This is a genomic window from Motilimonas eburnea (assembly GCF_021295345.1).
GTDB lineage: Bacteria > Pseudomonadota > Gammaproteobacteria > Enterobacterales > CBDFNC01 > Motilimonas > Motilimonas eburnea.
On record NZ_JAIMJB010000047.1, the window covers coordinates 1 to 2,352 of the forward strand.

Consider the following 2,352-nt stretch of genomic DNA (forward strand, 5'->3'; position numbering starts at 1 on the left):
GTAAGCGCTTAATTAACCAGTTAAGTGCTAATCTGCTCCAGTGATTTCAACATTCCACGGCATAAGATCCGCCATATCAACAGCAGGATCTCGTTTTGGCAGCTCGCTGAATAAATGCCGGAAGTAATAGTAGGGATTGATGTCGTTCGCTCGACACGTCATCACTAAACTATACAAGTTTGCACTTGCCTTGGCGCCGTCAACCGACGTTGAGAACATCCAATTTTTTCTACCGGTGGTGAACGGCCTGATATCACGCTCGGTCACGTTGTTATCGATACTGATATCACCATTCTCTAGGTAAGTGAGTAATTTGGGCCACTGATTTTGGGCGTAATTTATCGCTTTGCCAAGTGCCCCTTTGGGGAGTGCGTTTTGTGCATCAAGCCATTGCTTAAATTCATCTAAGAGCGGTTTGGATTCTTGTTGCCTTAGTTTCTGTCGTGCTTCGGCATCCATCGCTTTCGCCTTTTTCTCAACAACATACAGTTTGCGAATAAAGCTTAAGGCAACGTCTGCTTTGCCTGCTTTTTTTGAGGGCGATGCTGTTTGTGCATCGGTGAACTTTCTGCGCACATGGGCCATGCAAGCTGCTTGGGTAACCTCGTCTAAGGTATCGTAAGCGCTGTAACCATCGGCGAGCAGGTAGCCCGTGTAGCCTGTTAAAAAATCTTGAGCGCATGATGCACTGCGATTTGGCTGATAATCATAAATGACTACCGGGCGCTCGACATACTCACCGCTGCGGTAAACCCACATGTAAGATTTTGATTGTGCCTTTTTGTCCTCTTCGCGCAGTACTTGCACCGTTGTTTCATCCGCGCAGATAAGGTTTTCTGTCAACAACTTGGTTTTCATCGCATCGATGACGACTTGTACTTTGCTGCCCAGTTGAACGCACCAGTTTGCCAGTGTGGCGCGGCTGATTTCAATACCTGAGCGGTTCAAGATATCAACTTGACGATAAAGTGGCAGTGCATCTACGTATTTAGCGGTGACGACAGCAGCAAAGGCTTCTGCACTACCAATACTTTTGGGGATCATACTGGCTGGCTTGGGTGCCGTGATGATCTTCGATTCAGTGCGAGTGTTTTCACACTGCCTACATGCGTATTTGACTCGCTCATGGCGAATGACGCTCACTTTTTGCGGCAGGATCTTTAGCTCTTCCGAGGTTTCAACACCGCATTGGTGCAGAGGCTCATTACAACATTCGCAGTACGGGGCATTGAGTTCGTGCTTTTGAACTTCGCGCTCAAGCTCCGCGGGCAGCGGCTTACGACCCGGCTTTTTACGTTGGTCTAGCGACTTTGCAACGGTGTTTTGCTGTTCGGCTTCATTGAAGGTGCCTTTCGGTGTTTTTTCACTTTGCGAGCAAAAGCGTTTGGATTTACTCAGGTTCAACTGCTCAATGAGCAACTGCACCTTGGTTTCCAGCTCCATGATGGTTTCCTGTTGCGCCTGAACGGCCTGCTCTGCTTGCAGCTTCTCTTGATGAAGCTGTATCAACATCGCTTTTAATTGTTCAATGTCATCAGGTAACTCGGTCATATCTGGGCTCAAGGTCATTTTCAAGCCCTCAGTGTGACAGCGAAAAAGGATCCTTCAAGCCCAATATGCAGATCAATATCAGCGATCACACTTCTAGGTTGTAAAGCGGGCGATGGGCTTTGGCATTATCCAGTGTAAGGCCAGACAGTAGCCAATGGAGTTGCTGTTTACTGATGTGAATCGCACCATCTGAACGGGGTTTGGGCCATTTGAAGGTGCCTTTTTCTAAACGGCGATAATACAGCCAAAAGCCATTGGTATCCCAGAACAGTATCTTCAACTTGTCTCGTGTTCGATTACAGAAAATAAACCAAGCTTGGCTAAAGGGGTCCATCTCAAGGGTTTGTGCGACAATTAACGATAAACCATCAATGGATTTGCGCATATCGGTGGCGCCAGACACCAGATACACCGGCCCTGATGGTGTCATTGTAGCGCCTCAAGCCAATGCTTAATTTGCAGGGCTGGCAATGCTAAGGGCAGCTCAACACGAATACCGTTGTTGAGCACCAAAACAGCGACACCGTTGGCATCTGTGCATGGTTCAGTCACGACAATGGGTTGCAGTTGGGTTACAGGCTCAGTTTGATTGAGCTTTTTGGACCAATAATAAAAGGTCTTGTACTGGATATCATGGTCTAAGCAAAACTGCTTGATGCTCAGTTCACTTTGCCGATACAGGGCTAACATACCAGCCCAATATTCACGTTTATCTTGTTGATTCATAGCGCCTCCCTTGAAAAGAAGCACTATGACAAATGTGGCTGTGACTTAGTATGTGTGGTTAATTAAGCGCTTACG

The 2,352-nt window shown here is 47.2% G+C and carries 3 protein-coding genes; all 3 read right to left on the reverse strand.

Translation table 11 applies throughout. The features are described from left to right. Positions 1-27: 27 nt before the first annotated feature. A complete protein-coding gene (gene tnpC, locus K6Y21_RS20990; RefSeq protein ID WP_233073902.1) occupies positions 28-1,551 on the reverse strand; it encodes an IS66 family transposase in 1,524 nt (507 codons plus the stop codon). A gap of 85 nt (positions 1,552-1,636) precedes the next feature. Continuing rightward, a complete protein-coding gene (gene tnpB / locus K6Y21_RS20995) occupies positions 1,637-1,981 on the reverse strand; it encodes an IS66 family insertion sequence element accessory protein TnpB (RefSeq protein WP_233073900.1) in 345 nt (114 codons plus the stop codon). Next, on the reverse strand, positions 1,978-2,277 hold the full coding sequence (tnpA, locus tag K6Y21_RS21000) for an IS66 family insertion sequence element accessory protein TnpA (RefSeq protein ID WP_233073901.1): 300 nt from the start codon (positions 2,275-2,277) through the stop codon (positions 1,978-1,980). The genes tnpB and tnpA overlap by 4 nt, the downstream gene beginning before the upstream one ends. Positions 2,278-2,352: the final 75 nt, after the last annotated feature.

Bases quoted from the DNA above. Each gene is read 5' to 3' on its own strand.
- tnpC (WP_233073902.1), bottom strand. From the start codon at position 1,551: ATGACCGAGTTACCTGATGACATTGAACAATTAAAAGCGATGTTGATA.
- tnpA (WP_233073901.1), bottom strand. From the start codon at position 2,277: ATGAATCAACAAGATAAACGTGAATATTGGGCTGGTATGTTAGCCCTG.
- tnpB (WP_233073900.1), bottom strand. From the start codon at position 1,981: ATGACACCATCAGGGCCGGTGTATCTGGTGTCTGGCGCCACCGATATG.